The following is an 18,538-nucleotide window of genomic DNA, read 5'->3' as shown; positions in this document are numbered from 1 at the left end:
GTGAGCACTTCGCCCCTCGACAACCCGTTTTATTATCTGCAGAACTTCCGCCAGGTGCTGAGCTGGATCGCCGAGCGCTATGAAGACTTGCTGGATGACGACGAGCGCCGGTTCATTGCCAATTTCACGTCCCTGCCGCAGCCGGCGCAGGCGCTGCTGGTGCGAATGGTCATGCGCAAGGGCACGCTGTTCAGGGCGAGTAAACTGGAATATCCGGAGATCGGCGACGTACGCCTCGCCGCCGCGCCACTGCTGGACAACGGATGGCTCGAAGGCCAGCCGCACCTTGATCTTCAAGCCCTGTTCGCGCTGCTGCGCAAGGAAGAACTGTGCGCCTGCTTCAAGGCGCACGGGATCAAGCGGGCGGAGAACAAATCCACGTTGCTCGAACGACTGCTGCCTTCCTATCCCACGGCCCGGCCGCTCGAGGAATGGTTTGCCGGTTTCGACGAGGTGATTTTTTCCCTCCAGGTGATGCCGCTGTGCGACCGGCTGCGCTTGCTGTACTTCGGCAATCTGTATCAGGAATGGTCCGAATTCGTGTTGGCGGACCTGGGCATCTACCGCTACGAGAAGGTCGAATTTTCCCTTGAGTCGCGGGGCATCAATCAGCGCGCCGACATCGACATCTGCCTGCACCTGCACGCCTGTCGTCAGGCGCTCGATGAAGGCGCCGCACTGAGCGAGCTGGCGGCTCAGGCGCTGGCGGTTCAGACCGACAACCCGTGGCTGGCGATGCGTCGCGCCAAATTGCTGTTCCGGATCGGTCAACAGGCCGAGCGCGAGCAGGACGCCGCCCTGGCGCTGAGCGTCTACGGCTCATCGAGCTATCCCGGCGCCCGCGTGCGCCGGATCCGTGTGCTCGAGCGCGCGGAGCGCTTCGCCGAATCGATGGCTCTGCTGCTGCAGGCGCAGGCCGCCCCGGAAAACGACGAAGAAACCCAGCACCTGCTGCGAATCGAGCCGCGTCTCAAGCGCAAGCTGGGCGAGGGCGGGGTTCAGCGACGAGCCAGACGCGTGGTCAGCCGGCTGGATCTGAGCGTGATGCCACTGCCGGATCACAGCGTCGAGCGATTGATTCAGGCGCATCTGGCCGAGGAAGGCAGCGAAGTGCATTACGTCGAAAATGCCCTGGTCAACTCGCTGTTCGGGCTGCTGTGCTGGCCGGTGATCTTCGCGCCATTGCCGGGAGCGTTCTTTCATCCGTTCCACAGCGCGCCGAGTGATCTGTACAGCCCCGACTTCTATCAGCGTCGCGCTGCGTTGTTCGATGAACGCCTGGCGCTGCTGGACGATGAGCGTTACCTGAGCGCCATTCGCGACACGTACGTGAACAAGTTCGGGCTGCAATCGCCTTTCGTGTTCTGGGGCACGCTGACGCCGCAACTGCTGGAGCAGGCGCTGCATTGTCTGCCCGCGCAGCACCTTCAGCGCTGGTTCCGGCGGCTGCTGCAGGACATCAAAGCCAATCGCACCGGCATGCCCGACCTGATCCAGTTCTACCCCGAGCAACGCCGTTACCGGATGATCGAAGTCAAGGGCCCGGGTGATCGCCTGCAGGACAACCAGTTGCGCTGGCTGGATTTCTGCGCCGAGCATGAGATGCCGGTCGTGGTCTGTTATGTGCAATGGGCGGAGCGGGCGGACAACCAGACAGAAACCCCCTTGCCCGGTCGATCGGATGCTTGTGGAAGTGAGCCAACGGTCTTTGACGCCCCCTTCGATCAAACGCGTGACACCCAACGCGTTCCCGGCTGAAGCCGGTCCTACAAGACTTCCGGCGTCTGTGGACTGACCTCTTCCCGGCTAAAGCCGGTCCTACGCAACATTTGCAGCGTCTGTAGGACCGGCTTTAGCCGGGAAGAGGCCGGTGCAGGCTGTGGAGATGCAGTGGTCGGAAATCAGCCTTCGTGAGCACGCCGACCCCCACAGGTCATCCATCACCCTGGGTAAACGTGCCGAAATCCCCTCCAGAAGTCAGCGTTTGACCTTCTTCGGCGGCAACGGCAGCGGCGCAAACAGTGCCTCGATGTCGTCATCCTGCAACTTCCAGTCACCGGCTGTTCTGCCATCCAGCACGCCTGATGCCAGTGCGGATTTCTCCTGCTGCAAGTGCTGGATCTTTTCCTCGACGGTGCCGCGCGCGATCATCTTGTAGACGAACACCGGCTTCTCCTGACCGATGCGATAGGCGCGGTCGGTGGCCTGGTTTTCGGCCGCCGGGTTCCACCACGGGTCGTAATGGATCACGGTGTCGGCGGCGGTCAGGTTCAGGCCGGTGCCGCCTGCTTTCAGGCTGATCAGAAAGATCGAGCGCTTGCCGCTCTGGAAATCCTGCACCGGCGTACGGCGATCCTTGGTACGCCCGGTGAGGATCGCGTACTCGATGCCGCGCTGTTGCAGTTCGGCTTCGATCAGTTCCAGCATCGAGGTGAACTGCGAGAACAACAGGATCTTGCGGTTCTCCGCCAGCAGTTCGTCCAGCATGTCCAGCAGGCTTTCCAGCTTGGCCGAACCGGACGGGCGCGGGCCGGCCGGTGCGCTGTTGACCAGACGCAGATCGCAACACACCTGGCGCAGCTTGAGCAATGCCTCGAGGATGATGATCTGGCTGCGCGCCACGCCCTTGCGGGTGATTTCGTCGCGCACCTTCTTGTCCATTGCCAGCCGCATGGTCTCGTACACATCGCGCTGCGCATCGCTGAGCTCGACCCAGTGCACGATCTCGGTCTTGGGCGGCAGTTCGGTGGCAACCTGTTCCTTGGTGCGACGCAGCAGGAATGGCTTGATTCGCGCGTTCAAGTGCTGGAGGCGCGCCTCGTTACCAAGCTTTTCGATGGGGGTGCGGTAGTTGCTGGTGAACTGTTTGGCGTCGCCCAGCCAGCCCGGCATCAGGAAATGAAACAGCGACCAGAGTTCGCCCAGATGGTTTTCCAGCGGCGTGCCGCTCAGGCACAGGCGCTGCCGCGCGTTCAGCTGACGCGCCGCCTGGGCAGCCTTGCTGTTGGGGTTCTTGATGTACTGTGCCTCGTCGAGCACCAGCACGTGGAGCAACTGTTTACTGAGCAGTTCCACGTCCCGGGGCAGCAGCGCATAGGTGGTCAGGATCAGGTCGTAGTCCTGCAAATCCTGATAATCCTGATGCCGATTGGCGCCGTACAGTGCCAGCACATTGAGCTGCGGGGTGAAGTGCTTCGCCTCGTCCATCCAGTTGGGTATCAGACTGGTCGGCATGACCGCCAGGGCCGGTCGATCCAGGCGCCCGGCCTGCTTTTCCAGCAGCAGATGCGCCAGGGTCTGCAATGTTTTGCCCAGGCCCATGTCGTCCGCCAGCACGCCGCCGACTTCCAGCTCTCGCAGCGCCTGCATCCAGCTCAAGCCCTCGAGCTGATACGGCCGCAGCTTCGCGTTCAATCCTTTTGGCGCTTTGACGCTGGCATTCTTGATATTGACCAGGCGCTCGGAAAACTGCCGAAGCCGATCTCCGCCTTGCCACACCAGCGGCATGTCATCGAGTTGCTTGAGGCGTGTGGCGTCGGCGGTGTTCAGGCGAATGGCATCGTTGCCGTCTTCGCGCCAATAGAAATCGCCCAGGGTCGCCAGCACGGTTTTCAGTCGGCCATAGGGCAGGGCCACTTGAATCGGGCCGCCGCCGCGCTGGGTGAAATGATTGAGCTGGACCAGCAACTGCTCGTCGTCGCGACGCTTGGCGATACCGGCCAGGGTCATCAATTCGGGATGCGTGCGCAGCAGGTTGATCAGTATCGGCAGCAGGCTCAGGCGTTCGCCGTTGACGATGATGCCCAGCTCCAGATCGAACCAGTCGCGCTCCGGCTCTTCGTCGACCACTGCGTACCAGTCGTCCACCGGCGTGACGTCGAAGCCGAAATCGTCGTGCATCTCGACCTGCCAGCCCTGTTCACGCAGCACTGGCAACTGATCGAGCATGAAACTCAGCCAGGCCTTGTCGTTGGGCAGCTCGAACATTTCGCCGGCACTGTCCGGCAGCGCCTTGCTCTGGCGCGTGGCGATGCGAAAGCCGAGGTCCTGCAACTGCTTGCGGTACTGGGCCTCCTGCTCCAGATGGCGGCGCAGGCGCAGGGTTTCGTCGCTCAGGTGGCGCACGATATCGCTGGAACGACCTGGGCCAGGCAAACCCGAGGCGTAGAACTCGTTGTAACGAAACGCCAGCGCGGCACGGTGCTGAATGTGCCGCTGCATCTTGCCGTTGCGCGGCTCGTAGGCGCTGAACTCGAAGCTGGCGAGGATCAGGCGCGGCTCGGGCGCAACAGCCTCAATGATGCGCTCGGGCAGCGCAGGTTTTTCCTCAGCCTTGGCCGCGCGCGCCGCGCCTTGCCGCTCAACGGCCGCCAGAATCCCCGAACGGTTGTCCGGGTCCTGCAGGAAGAACAGCGCAGCCGCACAGTGTTTGCAGTTATTTCTGACCGGACAGGTGCACTTGCCGACGACGAAATGCCGCGTGCGCTCGGGGTCCTTGAACTGCAAGGTCTGGGTGTAGATTTCCAGGCTCGAGCCGCGGCACGCCGTGCGCACCACGTCGTCGCTCAAGTGTTCCAGCATCACCCGTTTCTGACGCGCGTACTCAAGCCCGCGCTCGACGCTCTGCGCTTTGAACAAGGGCTCCCATGGCAGAGCCAGGGCTTTTTCCAATAGGGATGACACGTCTTGCCCTACGTCAACGCGGTGCTGGAAGTGGAGAGACCTTGATCAGCATCGCCAGGCTCCCGTTGTCCAGGTAAGTCAGTTCGCCATTGCGGACCCGGGTGGCCTGACGCATGCGCTCGCTGGTCACCAGCACGCCGTGTTCATCGAGCTGGTTCACCCAGAAATTTGCATCGATGTCGGTGAATCGGGCCAGGCTCAGGCTGACCGTGCCCTCGATCGGAAAATGGCCGAACTGTTCCTCACCGCTGCTGATCGCCACCTTGCCTGGCGTCGCGCTCAGGTCCTGCTGCCAGGCGCGGTGCAGCAACACGGCGTAGCCGGTGCTGGTTTGCAGCTTGCTCACCAACGCGTCGAGGCTGGTCGAGGTCTGGTTGTCCGCACCCAGACGCCGGGCGTCGGCGGCCCAGTTTTCCGGCGCAGGCTGATTGGTCGCCGCCGGCTCGCCGTTCTGGCGGAACAGGATCAGCTCGACCTGATAGGTGCCATCGGCGAAGGCCGCAGGGGCAACCAGCACCAGCAGCAGGGTGAACGCGCGAATCAGACGCATGGTGAATCCTTAAGCTGATTTTGTGGACTGCGGGGTCAGACGCTCGAACAGCGCTTCCAGCGTATTGAAGCGTTCCTCGGGGCGCTCCATGGGCACCATGAACTTGAACAGCGTGGCGCCTTCGAACTTGTAACGCTTGGGTTGTCCCTGAATCAGCTTGATCAGCGTCAGTGGGTCTACTGAAGTATCGGCACCGAATTCGATTCGTCCACCCTGCGGACCCGCATCGACCTTCTTGATCCCCAGCTGCTCGGCCTTGAGCTTGAGCGAGGTCATGCGCACCAGATTCTTGGTCGGCTCCGGGAGCAGGCCGAACCGGTCGATCATTTCCACCTGCAAGTCCTTCAGGCCTTCCTCATCGGCGGCATTGGCGATGCGTTTGTAGAGGATCAGGCGTGCGTGAACGTCGGGCAGGTAGTCCTCGGGAATCAGCCCCGGCACGCGCAGATTGATTTCCGGGCCGCCGCCAAGCGGTTGTTCCAGATTCGGTTGCTCGCCTTTGCGGATCGATTTCACCGCGCGCTCGAGCATCTCCATGTACAGCGTGAAACCGACCGCCTGAATCTGCCCGCTCTGACCTTCGCCCAGCAGCTCGCCGGCGCCGCGAATTTCCAGGTCGTTGGTCGCCAGCACGAAGCCTGCGCCCAGATCCTGCGTGTTGGCGATGGCCTCCAGACGCTTCTCGGCATCCGGCGTGATCTGCTTGCGCGGCGGCGTGAGCAGGTAGGCATAGGCCTGGTGGTGACTGCGCCCGACGCGTCCGCGCAACTGGTGCAGCTGGGCCAGGCCGAACTTGTCGGCGCGTTCGATGATGATGGTATTGGCGCTGGGCACGTCGATCCCGGTCTCGATGATGGTCGAGGCGATCAGCACGTTGAAACGCTTGTGGTAGAAGTCGCTCATCACCTGTTCGAGGTCGCGCTCGTGCATCTGGCCGTGGCCGATACCGATACGCGCCTCAGGCACCAGTTCGGCGAGGTCGGCAGCGCATTTCTCGATGGTCTTCACGTCGTTGTGCAGGTAATACACCTGGCCGCCGCGCAGCAATTCGCGCAGCAGCGCTTCTTTGACCGTTGGCTTGTTCTGTTCCATGACGAAGGTGCGCACCGACAGGCGACGCGCCGGCGGCGTGGCGATGATCGACAGGTCGCGCATGCCGGCCACGGCCATGTTCAGGGTCCGCGGAATCGGCGTGGCGGTCAGGGTCAGGATGTCCACCTCGCTGCGCAACGCTTTGAGCTGTTCCTTCTGACGCACACCGAAACGGTGTTCTTCGTCGATGATCACCAGGCCCAGGTTCTTGATCTTGACGTCATCCTGCAACAGCTTGTGGGTGCCGATGACGATGTCGATCTTGCCCTCGGCCAGCTCCGCGACGGCCGCGCTGACTTCCTTGGCGGACTTGAAGCGGCTCATCACCTCGACCTTCACCGGCCAGTCGGCGAAGCGGTCGCGGAAACTGTTGTAGTGCTGCTGGGCGAGCAGGGTGGTCGGCACCAGAATTGCCACCTGCCTGCCGCCGTGCACGGCAATGAACGCGGCGCGCATGGCGACTTCGGTCTTGCCGAAGCCCACGTCGCCACACACCAGCCGGTCCATCGGTTTGGGCGCCAGCATGTCCGCGCGCACGGCTTCGATGGTGGTCTGCTGGTCAGGGGTTTCCTCGAACGGGAACCCGGCGCTGAAGGTTTCGTAGTCCAGCTTCGGATCGGCGAACGCGTAACCTTCCCGCGCGGCGCGGCGTGCATAGATGTCGAGCAACTCGGCGGCCACGTCGCGCACCTGCTCGGCGGCCTTGCGCTTGGCCTTCTGCCACGCCTCGGAGCCCAGCCGGTGCAGCGGCGCCAGCTCGTCATCGCTGCCGGTGTAGCGTGCGATGAGGTGCAGGTTGGCGACGGGCACGTAGAGCTTGGCGTCCTCGGCGTAAGCAAGCATCAGGAACTCGGCGACCTGATTTTCCACCTCAAGCGTTGCCAGCCCCAGATAGCGACCGACGCCATGGTCGATGTGGACCACCGGTGCGCCTTCGCGCAGCTCGGCAAGGTTTTTGATGACCGCGTCGCTGGAATGGCCATCGATGCGCTTCTCGCGGCGACGGCGCTGCATGACCCGCTGACCGAACAGCGGACTTTCGGCGACCAGCGCCAGCGCCGGTTGCTCCAGCATCAGGCCTTCGTCCAGCGGTGCGATGGTGATCGCCAACCGTTCCTTGCTGTCGACGAATTCCTGCCAGCTGTCGAGGGTCTTCGGGCGCAGTTTCAGGCGCTCGAGCAGTTCCAGCAGCACTTCTCGGCGACCGGCGGACTCGGCGGTGAACAGCACGCGGCCCGGGAAGTCGTCAAGAAAGTGCGCCAGCGCGGCGAGCGGTTCGTTGGCTTTGGCTTCAATGGCCAGGTTCGGCAACGCCTGCGCCGGGAAACGCTCGCGGCCGACGCCGGGCTCGATGTCGTCCTGACTGGTGACCACTCGCGGCCAGCTCTTCAGCCGACCGAAACAGTCCTCGACGGGCAAGAACAGTTCGTCAGGCGGCAGCAGCGGCCGGTCGGGGTCGACACGGCGCTCTTCGTAGCGGTTGCGCACGTCTTTCCAGAACGTCTCGGCGGCCTGCTCGATGCCCGGCAGCGAGAACACTTGCGTGTCCTGCGGCAGGTAGTCGAACAGCGTGGAAGTTTCCTCGAAAAACAGCGGGATGTAGTACTCGATACCGGCAGGCGTAATGCCGCTGTTCAAGTCCTGAAAGATCGGGCTGCGACGGAAGTCGACATCGAAGCGCTCACGAAAACGTGCCTTGAAGCGGGTGACGGCTTCTTTCTGCAGCGGGAATTCCTTGGCTGGCAGCAGTCGCACCGAATCGACCTTGTCGATCGAACGCTGGGTTTCCGGCTCGAAGGTGCGCAGGGTTTCGATCTCATCGTCGAACAGGTCGATCCGGTAGGGCAGTTTGCTGCCCATCGGGAAGAGGTCGATCAGCGCGCCGCGTACCGTGAATTCGGCGTGTTCGTACACCGTGTCGACGTAGCGATAGCCGCTGGCTTCAAGCCGCGTGCGCATCGCTTCGACGTCGAGTTTCTGGCCGACATCGAGCACCAGGCTGCTGCCCAGCAGGAACCGGGTCGGCGCCAGACGGTGCAGCGCCGTGGTAATTGGCACCACCAGCACGCCATGCTCCAGCTCAGGCAGCCGGTACAGGCTGGCGATGCGCTGCGAGATGATGTCCTGATGCGGCGAGAACAGATCGTAGGGCAGGGTTTCCCAATCGGGGAAATGCAACACCGGAAGATCGGGGGCGAAAAACTTCAGTTCCTGTTCCAGTCGCTCGGCACTCTGGCTGTCGGCGGTCAAAAGCAGGGTGAAGCGTTTCGCGGCGCTGGCAGCCTCGGCGATGGCAAGGCTTTGAGCGGCACCGGGCAGGTTGCCCCAATGTTGTTTGCCTGCGGCGGCAGGAAGAATCGGTAGGCGCAGAACGGGCACGGAAGATAAAGCTCCAGGCGTTGCGGCAAAGCCGGGGATTGTAACTAAATCGGGAATCCGCTGTCAGTTTTGTGCTCACGCATTTATGTAGTGCCCGGGTTGTTCAAAACACTGGATTGCTCATAAACAAAGGCTTGGGCATAATGTAGTCCCTTTTTTCAGCCCCTACATGTGGAAGGTTCCCGTGACTCAGAAGCCCGACCAGTGTCTTGGTGAATGGATTGATCGTGAAGCCCTCGCCGAGGCGATGATCCCGCTTATCGGTCAGCTCTACCGCAATAATAACGTGGTGAGTTCGATCTATGGCCGCACCCTGATCAACCGTTCAGTGATCGCGATTCTCAAAGCCCACCGCTTTGCGCGTCATCGTCAAGCTGACGCCACCGAGTTGTCCGTACACGAGACTTTCCCGCTCATCAAAGCAATGAGCGAGCTCAAGCTGGGTGCCGCTTCGGTGGACCTGGGCAAGCTGGCCGTCAAGTACAAGGCCGAGAGCAAAGGTCGCACCGCCGAGCAGTTCGTTCGTGACGAAATGGCCGAGATCGTCGGTCAGCAGAACTCCGGCGCGCGCAAGGGCACTGACGTCGTACTGTACGGTTTCGGCCGTATCGGTCGTCTGCTGGCGCGTATCCTGATCGAGAAAACCGGTGGCGGCGACGGCCTGCGTCTGCGCGCCATCGTGGTCCGCAAGGGCGCTGAAAACGACCTCGTCAAGCGCGCCAGCCTGCTGCGCCGCGACTCGGTCCACGGCCCGTTCGACGGTACCATCACCATCGATGAAGCGAACAACACCATCAGCGCCAACGGCAACCTGATTCAGGTGATCTACGCCAAGAATCCGACCGAGGTGGACTACACCCAGTACGGTATCAAGGACGCGCTGCTGGTCGACAACACCGGTGTCTGGCGCGATGCCGACGGTCTGGGCCAGCACCTGCAGTGCCCTGGCGTCGACCGCGTGGTGCTGACCGCGCCGGGCAAGGGCAAGCTGAAGAACATCGTTCACGGTATCAACCATCAGGACATCACGTCCGATGACAAGATCATCTCGGCGGCGTCCTGCACCACCAACGCCATCGTGCCGGTGCTCAAGGCCGTCAACGACAAGTTCGGTATCGTCAACGGTCACGTCGAAACGGTGCACTCGTACACCAACGACCAGAACCTGATCGACAACTTCCACAAGGGCGATCGCCGTGGCCGCAGCGCTGCGTTGAACATGGTCATCACCGAAACCGGCGCGGCCACCGCTGCTGCCAAGGCGCTGCCGGAACTGGCCGGCAAGCTGACCGGTAACGCGATCCGCGTTCCGACGCCGAACGTCTCGATGGCGATCCTCAACCTGAACCTGGGTACCGCGACCACCCGCGAAGAAATCAACGAATACCTGCGCCACACCGCGCTGTACTCGGACCTGCACAAGCAGATCGATTTCGTGAACTCCCAGGAAGTGGTGTCCACCGACTTCGTGGGCTCCCGTCACGCGGGTGTGGTCGACGCCGAAGCGACCATCTGCAACGACAACCGCGTCGTGCTGTATGTCTGGTACGACAACGAGTTCGGTTACAGCTGTCAGGTGGTTCGCGTGATGGAAGACATGGCGGGCGTTAACCCTCCGGCTTTCCCGAAGTAAGGTCGATGCACACGCGGGCGATTGGCGGGATGCCGCACGTCGTACGCTGAGTCGAAAGAAACGCTCCGATGGTTCGGGGCGTTTTTTTTTGCTCTATCGAGTGGGGATCGAGTGTTGGCAGTTGCGATACTAGTCTCGCCTGCGGTGAGCGACGCGGGCTTCTGCGGTTGACGCTGCCGCAGGCGTGGGGCAATAAAAAACGCCCCGACAATGTCGAGGCGTTTTCGCGTATCCGGAGTGAAGCGCCGAACCCTTAACCGGCGACTGCTTCCATCCGTGCCTGACCACCTTTGCGGAACAGCACCAGCGTCGCAATCAGGCCCAGCACCGCCGCGCCGCTGAGCCAGATGCCTGGCGCTGCCTTGTTATCCAGCACGTGAATCAGGTACGTACAGGCCGCCGGGGTAAAACCACCGAACGTTGCCGTCGCCAGGCTGTAGGCCAGAGAGAACCCTGTCGTGCGCACTTCAACCGGCATGATCTCGGTCAGCGAAACAACCATCGCGCCGTTGTAGGAGCCGTAAAGGAACGACAACCACAGTTCGACCATCAGCAAGTTGGCGAAGCTCGGGTTCGAGGTCAGCCAGGACAGGGCAGGGTAAGCTGTGACGATTGCGAGAATGGTCGCCGCCAGCAGCAAGGGTTTGCGACCGATCTTGTCAGACACCGCGCCCATCACCGGCAGCCAGATGAAGTTCGAAATGCCCACGCACACGGTCACCAGCAAGCTGTCCAGATCGGACAGGTGCAGCTCGTTTTTACCGAACGTCGGGGTGTAGGCGGTGATCAGGTAAAACGACACCGTGGTCATCACCACCAGCGCCATGCCCGCGATCACCAGGCCGAAGTTCTGGCCGATCGACTTGACCACTTCGCCCAGGCTTGGACGGTGGTGCCTGGCGCGGGCTTCGAACTCTGGGGTTTCTTCCAGCGAGCGGCGGATGACGAAGATCGCCGGAACGATCATGCAGCCGACCAGGAACGGAACGCGCCAGCCCCACTGACCCATGTCTTCAGGGCTCAGCCAGTGGTTGAGCGCAACGCCCAGCAAACCGGCGAAAACCACTGCGGCCTGCTGACTGGCGGACTGCCAACTGACGAAGAAGCCTTTGCGGCCCGGCGTCGAGATTTCAGCGAGATACACCGAAACACCGCCCAGTTCCACGCCCGCCGAGAAGCCTTGCAGCAGACGGCCGATCAGCACCAGTAACGGCGCAGCGACACCCAGCGTGGCGTAGCCCGGCACGCAGGCGATCAGGATCGTGCCCATGGCCATCATGGCCAGCGTGATGATCAGGCCTTTCTTACGGCCGTGGTGGTCGATGTACGCGCCGAGGAAGATCGCACCCAGCGGGCGCATGAGGAAGCCGGCACCGAAGGTGGCCAGCGACAGCATCAGTGAGGCGAATTCGCTGTCGGCAGGGAAGAAGGTTTTGGCGATGGCTGTGGCGTAGAAGCCATAGACCATAAAGTCGAACATTTCAAGAAAGTTACCGCTGACAACGCGAAAAATCGCCTTGCCTTTGCCTGTGGTCGAGGCCATCTGGAATTACTCACTTAGGCTGTCTAGCTTGGGGATCCGTTGTATTTATGCGTCCTCTGCTGCGCCGCTCGCCGGTCATCTCGGGTGGCGCAGATTTGTAACGATATGTGTAAACAACTGGGTTGGCAATCAGAAGACCATGGCCGCCGTCGCACCGTTCGCCTCGTGTCATCGCAAAACAATATTTATGTATCCCACCGTTGAGTCGGCCCATGCATTAACTCGCCGCTTCTGGTTCTCACTGCTCCTGACGCGTGAGAAGAATTAGCAATGACTGCGAGTTGAATCCCAAATGAGTACAAAGTTTGACCTGATCGACGCTTTTTTAATGCGTCCAACCGTTTCCAGCGTGGCGCGTGAGCGACTGTCGGCGGCCCTCGAGCAACAATTTCCCGGCACAGGCTTGCTCCCTGATGTCTGTGAGATCACCCGAACCACAGCAGATGGCGAGAAAAAGTCTGAAACGCTGCTGGCCAACCTGCTGTACGTCTTCGCGAAAAAGCGCACGCCGCGCTGGAGCAGCGAAAAAAACCAGCTGGTGGTCAATCCATCGGCGACGGTACCGGACGTGATCCCGATCGATTTCGAGCAGCTCGGGGTCGTTGTGGACAGTGTGGCACTGGCGCTGGCTGAGGATTTCGAGCAGGCAATGGTGGAATTCTGGCGTCGAGCGCAAGCGGGCGGGAAAAGTCCTTGGGCGCTTGTGTCCGACACGCTCAGGGAAAGTCTGGCGAGCGCGGTGGCGAGCCATTCTGTCCTGAGCGACGCACAGCGCGCACTGATGATGGCGATTACCTCGTTCGGCGAGAAAAGTCAGCGAGATTTCATGCTCAAGATCACTGAAAAGGGTCAGGGCGATGTCATCCGTGCCTGTGTCGTCGATCGCGCGCCGCAGACGCAGCCCTGGCAGCTGCCGGTGCCGTGGCTGGCGGTGACCGGGAAGTGGCAGGGTGTCGAGGTGTTTCTGAGCTGGCAACCCGCTGGCGATTTGCAGACCCATGCTTCGCTGCTCGCCCTTGAAGACGCTTTGAGCCTGACCGCTGCCGACGCTGGGCAAGCCCCGCGCGGCCGCCTGCGCGAAACCGGAGATGACATCTTCGATGTGCTGGCCCAGGTGGTTTTCGACAATCAGTTGCAGGCTCTGCGCAGCGCTGACCTTGCGCAAGCCAACACCACTGCAGAACTGGAACTGTGTCTGAGCAGCATTCTGGACATCACCCCCGTGCTGTATGCCGGGCAGCCGGCTGTCGCCCAGTGGCAGCATCTGCCCCAGTGGTTGCGCGATGCACGCCCGGGCGACCGGCTGGATTTCAGCCGCAGAACCGCTGCACTCGCCAGTGCCCAGGCGCAGAGCGGCGGGCGAGGCTTTAACGACGGTTTGCCGTCGTTGCTGGCCTATGCGAACGAGCAACTGCAGAAGAAGATCGACATCGATCATCCAGAGGACGGCGGCCTGTCGGTGGTCAGCCTGGATGTGCTGATCAATAAGGTGACAGGCGCTGCCGTGGCGTCAGGCGGACAAGTCGTTGCCCTTGGCAGCGTCGAGCCGGAGCGAACGAGCATGGCCGAGTTCGCCCTCGGTAACCTGTCCAGCGTCCCGAGCGGCACGCTGTCGGTGGTGAGCCGCGACGGCTCGCAGGTGCCGGAATGGTTCACCTCCGATTACCTGAAACTGCTGGTCTGCCATGTCGACATCGGCCGCACCTATCCTGCGCTGGTTCAGCGCGTATTGATTGATGATCACGCCCAGCGCACTCGTCGTCAGGCCTTGTTCGCTCGCCAGTTGTGCATCCAACTGCCGCTCAAGGCGCTCGAACAAAAGCTGCGCGGCGAGGGCATCAGCAAAAAAGGCTATCGACGCGTTGCGGCCATCATGCAAACGGCCGATCAGCGCGAAAGCGACATGCGGCATACCATGGTCATGCCGCTGGCATTTCGTGCGTCGGCCGGGCGCGCTGCCGATAAGGTCGCCGACATGTTCGTGATCGCGGACCGTGATCCCACCGTGGGCCCGGTGGTGCTGTATCGACCCTTGTCGAGCCACGGCCTGACCGAGTTCGAATCCTGGGGCGCGCTGCGAACGGCCATTGCAGCGCCGGGCGAGCTGCAAAATGAAGTGCTGGCGTGGATGAGCGAGCAGGCACAGCCGGTCTATGCCAACGGCGGATTCGACGAGCCGCATCTGTTGCGCTTCGGCCTCGGCTCCGACTTCGCCCCGATTGAAACGCCGCAGCCAGCGCAACTGGTACACGAGGCAGTCGTCGGTGACCTGATGACGGTCTTGTACGACGCCAATGCACAGGCGCTGGTGGCGCTTGCGGACCGGCAGTCGGTGTCCGATGCGGAAAGTCGCTGGGCAATGCTCAAGCGCGGCGGATGGCTGGCGTTGAACGCCGTCATGCCGTTCATCTCCGGGACAGCGGGCACGGCGCTCTGGCTGGTGCAGCTGATGAGCGATGTGCAAGCGGTGCTGGCGCAGGCGCCAGGCGATGACGGTCATCAGCGCTCGGTGCAAATGGGCGAACTGCTGCTGAGTCTGTCCATGATTCTGCTGCATCACGGCCTGTCGTCCGGCGCCCGCAGCCTCGCCGTTCGACGACCGGAGGCTGAAGCTCAGCGCACGCCAGTCGTTGCGCATCCCGTCGCTGAGTTCGAGCCGGCGACTGCGGGCACAGTGCTCGATTTTTCCTGGACCAGCATGAACGACCGGCTGACCCCGTCGCAGTCTGCGGCCCTGCAGCGATTCAAAGTCACGGATCGTCCCGCGCTTGAGCCGGCTTCCGACGCGCCGGAATCCGAGGGCCTGTGCCGTGGCGCCGACGCCTGGTACGCGTCGGTGGGCGACGATCTTTTTCAGGTTCAGTGGCGCGATGAAGCGCTGTTCGTCGTCGACCCGCTGGACGCAACCGTGACCGGTCCGCGCCTGCTGCGCGACGGCGCCGCGTGGCGTCTTGACCTTTCACTGCGCCTGCGCGGCGGCGCGCCCAAGCGCAACGCACGCCAGATGGCCCTGGATAACGCCGCCACGCTCAAGCGCGTCGTCGCGCAGAAAACCGCGTTGGTGCACCGTCAGGCGGCGCTGATCAAAGAGATCGCCGATTACGACAAATCCCTGCAAACCGTCCCCGCGCAGATGCGAGGGCAAGTGACCACGATGTTCGAAGCGGCGCTGCGTGAAACCATCGAGATCATCGAGAAAAAACAGGTGCTGGACCAAGAGCTCAGGCCGGCGGACCGGATGGGCGAGAAGGCCTATGGCAAGGACCTGCAAGGCATCAGTCGTCGGGTGTGCCTGTTCGAAGGCATCCTGCTCAACGACATGCTCAAGTCAGCCCGTGAAGACTCGGAGCGCATGAACGCGATGTCTGGCGATTCGGTCACGTCCAGTAACGTCGACATCTACTTGGGCCTGTTCGAGAAAGTGCTGGCGCTGCAGGAGACCGGCGTGCACTGGTCCGGCGTCCGGGAAAAACTCTGGCAGCAACTGCGCGAGGTGCCCAAGGTCGGCGAGGCCTTCTGGCGCGAGGAGGTGCTGGAGTTGCACGAGAGCAACATGTTCACCGCGCTGGAATGGAAAATCAGCCGCATGTGGTCGTACCTGGAGCTGTGTTTCAGTCGAGAAAGCATTCTGCAGCGACGCGAGGCCCTCGCCCTGAAAGCCTTGCGGCTGGACGAGCCATTGCATGCCGCGCTGACGTCGCAAGTGGAGCTGGAGAAGCCCAACGACTATTCGATGGACGAGCAGATCGGCGTGCTCGAAAGTTCGCTGAGGGAATACAACCGCGCGTCGATCATCGCCATGTCGGTCTTCGAGAGCGAGCCTGCGGCGGTCGAGAAGGCCCGTTTCAGCGCCTTTCTGGACGATCTCAGTGCCATCAGCGATAACGCCGAGGCACGCCTGTCGGACCTCATTCGTGAAACCCAGGAGCCAGCGCTGAAACCATCGGAATACGCCCCGCGGGTCAAGCAGCCACGTCGCCGGGTGATCAAAACGCAGGGCCAGAGAACGTTGATCGGGCGTCTGCGCGAGGGCGAGGAGCCGCTGCACGGGGAAGTGGTCGAGGTCAAGGATACGGTCGGCAACCGGGTCATCGGTTCCTATCACCAACATGCCGAAGGCGAATGGGTCGAACTGGAGACGCGACGTCCGCTGCCCCCAGTGAGGGAAAGCGTTGTGGCGCTGTCGGAGCTTCTGCGTCGCGGCCAGGCGCTGCTCGAACGCGTGGAGCCGGATATCGCCAGCGTCCAGCGTCAGGCCAGGCGTGTCAGCGAGCCTGAAGACATGGAAGACATCCTCGTGCAGAAGGCCGACAAGCTGCGGGATCTGGCCGGCAAGCTGGGCATGCATGAGGGGGATGAGCAGTTGACCGACGAAACCCGTGCCAACCTCGCGACTGTGCTGGCCGATTTGCAGGCCGGTGAGGCGCGACTGCGTGAGCAGGGCCGCAGTCTGCGCATCGCCATGATCAAGCGTCAGCCGCCGACTGCGGCGCGGGTCAATTATCTGTATCGGCAGCGGGAAGTCGACATCGCCCGTGTCGACGGACGCAAAAACATGTCGGGGGCTCGACGTAATGACTTCATGCAGGAGTACGTCATTCGCGACAAGGATCACAGCGTGCTGTGGTGGGCGCACTTTCACTATGCCGGCGAGGCCGACGCAGACGCGGCGTTCACGGCGGCGCACCTGAAACTGCCCGACCAGCGCTTTCTCGGCTACAAGGCGCTGGTCAAGGCCGCCAGAGACAATAAAGAGGTGGTGAGCATTTATCGCAGCGCGATCGGCAAAGAACTGGCCAAGCGCCTGTTTCTGCAGCCGGCCGTAAGTCCGGTGCAGCCCAACGACTAAGCGTCGACAGGGTTGAGCCGCAGTGAATTGCGATCCGCAGCCGTACGGTTGAGGCTCGCCGCAGACCGGACCGCCAGCCCCTGATCGGGCTGGCGGTTTCGTTGTGGACGACAAAAACGTACGGGTTTTCGCGCAATCGCACAAAATCGCAGCTTTTTTCATGCGCAGCCACGCCAACGGATTTATCATCCGCTGCAATTTGTCGCGCGACGGCTTTTCCAGCGTCCCGCGTACTGTTGCGCAGACACGTTTGGCCCGGGACGCGACCAAGGGTTAATGTTCGCTCCGCCGCCGGGCGTTTAGACTGCGCCGCGAATATCGATTCTTCATGCCGCCGGCTGCGGCGTGAGTTAGCCAGAGACGCCAGAGTGGTGTCTCGGCCTGTTCTGAGGAGTACGCATGGCTGTCTACAACTACGACGTAGTGGTGCTGGGTTCGGGTCCGGCAGGTGAAGGCGCGGCAATGAACGCCGCCAAGGCTGGGCGCAAGGTGGCCATGGTCGACAGCCGCCGGCAGGTCGGCGGCAACTGCACTCACCTGGGCACGATTCCGTCCAAGGCACTGCGTCACTCGGTCAAGCAGATCATCCAGTTCAACACCAACCCGATGTTCCGGGCCATTGGCGAGCCGCGCTGGTTTTCCTTCCCTGACGTGCTGAAAAACGCCGAGAAGGTCATCAACAAGCAGGTGGCCTCGCGCACCGGTTATTACGCGCGCAATCGCGTCGACGTGTTCTTCGGCACCGGCAGCTTTGCCGACGAGCGCACCATCGACGTGGTCTGCAACACTGGCGTCGTGGAAAAACTGGTCGCCAATCAGATCATCATCGCCACCGGCTCGCGTCCTTATCGTCCTGCCGATATCGACTTTTCCCACAAGCGCATCTACGACAGCGACACCATTCTCAGCCTCAACCACACCCCGCGTAAGCTCATCATCTACGGCGCTGGCGTGATTGGCTGCGAATATGCGTCGATTTTCAGTGGCCTGGGTGTGGACATCGAGTTGATCGATAACCGCGACCAGTTGCTGAGCTTCCTCGACTCGGAAATTTCCCAGGGCCTGAGCTATCACTTCAGCAACAACAACGTGATGGTGCGGCACAACGAGGAATACGAGCGCGTCGAATGCCTGGAAAACGGCGTGATCCTGCACCTCAAGTCGGGCAAGAAGGTCAAGGCCGACGCCTTGCTGTGGTGCAACGGCCGTACCGGCAACACCGACAAGCTCGGCCTGGAAAACGTCGGCATCAAGGCCAATGGCCGTGGGCAGATCGAGGTCGATGAAACCTACCGCACCAGCAAGCCGAACATTTATGGCGCCGGCGACGTGATCGGCTGGCCGAGTCTGGCCAGTGCCGCGTATGACCAGGGGCGTTCCGCGTCGGGCAGCGCGGTCGACAACGGCGCATGGCGCTTCGTCAATGACGTGCCGACCGGCATTTACACCATTCCGGAAATCAGCTCCATCGGCCAGAACGAACACGACCTGACCGTGGCCAAAGTGCCGTACGAAGTGGGCAAGGCGTTCTTCAAGAGCATGGCGCGCGCGCAGATCTCCAACGAGCCGGTCGGCATGCTGAAGATTCTGTTCCACCGCGAGACGTTGCAGATCCTCGGCGTGCATTGCTTCGGCGACCAGGCGTCCGAGATCGTGCACATCGGTCAGGCAATCATGAATCAGCCGGGCGAGTTGAACAGCCTCAAGTACTTCGTCAACACCACGTTCAACTATCCGACCATGGCCGAGGCCTACCGGGTCGCGGCCTACGACGGTCTCAACCGGCTTTTTTGAGCGGCTCCGGCCGGT

At 62.0% G+C, this 18,538-nt stretch carries 7 protein-coding genes and 1 pseudogene; 4 read left to right on the top strand and 4 right to left on the bottom strand.

Features of this window, described 5'->3' with window-relative positions:
* Positions 1–1,659: pseudogene (locus AAGQ88_RS17550) on the top strand (VRR-NUC domain-containing protein); the annotation flags it as partial.
* Between the two features lie 318 nt (positions 1,660–1,977).
* On the opposite strand, the gene AAGQ88_RS17545 reads toward AAGQ88_RS17550, so the two are convergent.
* The 3 genes from AAGQ88_RS17545 to mfd are packed head-to-tail and all read right to left on the bottom strand — an operon-like array spanning position 1,978 to position 8,704.
* The gene (locus AAGQ88_RS17545) at positions 1,978–4,683 is read right to left on the bottom strand and encodes a DEAD/DEAH box helicase (RefSeq protein ID WP_342653085.1); all 2,706 of its coding nucleotides are present in this window, start codon (positions 4,681–4,683) and stop codon (positions 1,978–1,980) included.
* Positions 4,684–4,696: 13 nt separating this feature from the next.
* Positions 4,697–5,233 carry a CsiV family protein gene (locus AAGQ88_RS17540; protein ID WP_285425490.1) on the bottom strand — a complete coding sequence of 179 codons (537 nt, stop codon included), beginning with the start codon at positions 5,231–5,233 and terminating at the stop codon, positions 4,697–4,699.
* 9 nt (positions 5,234–5,242) lie between these two features.
* A complete protein-coding gene (gene mfd / locus AAGQ88_RS17535; RefSeq protein WP_342653084.1) occupies positions 5,243–8,704 on the bottom strand; it encodes a transcription-repair coupling factor in 3,462 nt (1,153 codons plus the stop codon).
* Positions 8,705–8,873: 169 nt separating this feature from the next.
* Between mfd and AAGQ88_RS17530 the strand changes: the two genes are divergently transcribed.
* Complete coding sequence (locus AAGQ88_RS17530) at positions 8,874–10,337, top strand: glyceraldehyde-3-phosphate dehydrogenase (protein ID WP_285425487.1); 1,464 nt, start codon at positions 8,874–8,876, stop codon at positions 10,335–10,337.
* 253 nt (positions 10,338–10,590) lie between these two features.
* Here the strand turns inward: AAGQ88_RS17530 and AAGQ88_RS17525 are convergent, their stop codons facing one another.
* Complete coding sequence (locus AAGQ88_RS17525) at positions 10,591–11,880, bottom strand: MFS transporter (RefSeq protein ID WP_285425485.1); 1,290 nt, start codon at positions 11,878–11,880, stop codon at positions 10,591–10,593.
* A 292-nt stretch (positions 11,881–12,172) separates the two neighbouring features.
* On the opposite strand from AAGQ88_RS17525, the gene AAGQ88_RS17520 reads away from it, so the two are divergent.
* Together AAGQ88_RS17520 and sthA are read left to right on the top strand one after the other, a co-directional pair.
* On the top strand, positions 12,173–16,729 hold the full coding sequence (locus AAGQ88_RS17520) for a DUF6543 domain-containing protein (RefSeq protein WP_342653083.1): 4,557 nt from the start codon (positions 12,173–12,175) through the stop codon (positions 16,727–16,729).
* Between the two features lie 399 nt (positions 16,730–17,128).
* Entirely contained in the window at positions 17,129–18,523 is a 1,395-nt protein-coding gene (gene sthA, locus AAGQ88_RS17515) for a Si-specific NAD(P)(+) transhydrogenase (protein WP_093459313.1), read from the top strand.
* The last annotated feature ends 15 nt before the right edge of the window (positions 18,524–18,538 follow it).

The sequence above is a fragment of the Pseudomonas sp. F3-2 genome, assembly GCF_038804275.1.
In the GTDB taxonomy this organism is placed as follows: Bacteria; Pseudomonadota; Gammaproteobacteria; order Pseudomonadales; family Pseudomonadaceae; genus Aquipseudomonas.
Note: the sequence above shows the minus strand (reverse complement) of the source record. Positions and strands in the feature narration are given on the sequence as shown.

Coding starts and splice junctions, on each gene's coding strand:
- AAGQ88_RS17525 (WP_285425485.1), bottom strand. CDS start 11,880: ATGGCCTCGACCACAGGCAAAGGCAAGGCGATTTTTCGCGTTGTCAGC.
- sthA (WP_093459313.1), top strand. CDS start 17,129: ATGGCTGTCTACAACTACGACGTAGTGGTGCTGGGTTCGGGTCCGGCA.
- AAGQ88_RS17540 (WP_285425490.1), bottom strand. CDS start 5,233: ATGCGTCTGATTCGCGCGTTCACCCTGCTGCTGGTGCTGGTTGCCCCT.
- AAGQ88_RS17520 (WP_342653083.1), top strand. CDS start 12,173: ATGAGTACAAAGTTTGACCTGATCGACGCTTTTTTAATGCGTCCAACC.
- AAGQ88_RS17530 (WP_285425487.1), top strand. CDS start 8,874: ATGTGGAAGGTTCCCGTGACTCAGAAGCCCGACCAGTGTCTTGGTGAA.